1 protein-coding gene is annotated in these 1592 nt (G+C 42.2%); it reads right to left on the bottom strand.

Annotation, left to right across the window (positions count from 1 at the left end):
* Positions 1 to 175: 175 nt before the first annotated feature.
* Entirely contained in the window at positions 176 to 1498 is a 1323-nt protein-coding gene (locus GKG41_RS23020) for an ISNCY family transposase (protein ID WP_226904269.1), read from the bottom strand.
* Positions 1499 to 1592: the final 94 nt, after the last annotated feature.

Below are 1592 nucleotides of genomic sequence, written 5' to 3'. Positions count from 1 at the left end.
TGTCAATAACTTTAGAAAATGTCACTTTTTATAGGCTATATTAACTTTAGAAAATGTCACTTTTTAAACAGGCTCTTCTATTTTAATTTCCAGCAGGCAGGGAAGCAAGGTTATATGAACAGCAAGCTGACCTTGCTTCCCTGCCTGCCTCCAATTAAAGGGTAATCAAGCCTGCTTAAGATGCAGACTGCTGCTTCTCGAAGAACAGCTCATATAAAAACTTCAAGGATTGGTTATAGTCTTCCTGCCACCAAATTTTTCTCCAGGCTTCTGAACTGTGTTTCAAATGCGGGGTAACAACCGTTTCTGCCTTTTTATTTCCTTTAGGTTTGCTGTCTTTGCGTTGAGGCTTAAAATAACGTATGGTATCATAACTTCTCTTTTGATAGCTGACCCGTATTCCATATCTTGGATGAATCAGTACTGTAATTTCTTTCCTGGCTGCTATAATGGGAAAACCGGCATCCAGGATCTGAAAGCATCGGTTCTTGAATGCAAAAGTTCCGGCATTGTCCGTTTTTCTTGTATGTTTGATACACAGGATTTCATCTATATCAATTCCATCCCTTAATGGTACAAACAGTGATTCTGACTCTGCTTTGACGGAAAATTTCTGATTGAATAAGTGGCGGTATTCCTGTATAAGAAATTCATTCGCCTCAGATACCGTTTTTATGCCCCTCATAGCCAGTTCTACCGGCAGCCGGCTTTGAAGCGTTACCCAGAGCCGTTCTATGCGGCCCTTTGCTTGAGGAGTCCTGGCAAAAATCAGGTCAATGCCGAGATCATTCATTGCCCGCCCGAACTGAGTTAGGTTTACGGATTTACCGGAGATCATCTCTTCTACGGTAAGTTTTCCGGTGTTAGGAGAGCGGAAGATGGTATGGTTGTCCGAATACACAGACTGTGGAACGCCAAAATCCAGACAGCACTGGCGCATCATTTCCAGATACCCAAACAGGCATTCATTCTGAGTCATATACAGGCCGACGATTTCCCCGGTAGCGTCATCAATGGCTCCATGAAGAGCGAATTTCTGGCCGTTGCCAAACCATTCAAAAGGAGTTGCATCCACCTGAATGAGTTGTCCGGCATGGGGCTTACGCTTGCGCCGATGGGTACGATTTTTAATTTTTTTCTTCTGAGGGCTTTGAATGCCAGCATTTTTGAGTATACTAAGAAGAGAGGAATATGATATAGTAATATCATACTTGTCCTTGAGAATTTCTTGAAAGTGAAGGAAGTTGGCCTGCGAAAACTCCGGGGAAGAGTGGATAGCAAGGACAGCTTCTTTTTCTTTGTCTGAAAGAGCGTGAACAGGTTTTCTACCAGTATTTCCATGAATGAGGGAGGATGGGCCAGAAGAGAGGATTCCTTTCTTTAAACGAGTAATCTGGCGGGTAGAGAGCCCGAGGAGCTCGGCGGCATGCTGTCTGGTGATGGATTTATCAATAAAGCTATTGATAACCTTGTAAGTTTTAAGTTGTTTCTGTGACAATAATATTTTACCTTCTTTCATACTATTATAGGTTCCACAAAAGTGACATTTTCATAAGTGAATCCTAAGGTGACATTATCACAAGTTAACAACA

It is taken from the genome of Lactonifactor sp. BIOML-A5, assembly GCF_009677585.1.
Lineage (GTDB): Bacteria > Bacillota > Clostridia > Lachnospirales > Lachnospiraceae > Lactonifactor.
The sequence above is the reverse complement of the archived record's forward strand: the minus strand, read 5'-3'. Positions and strand labels throughout refer to the sequence as shown.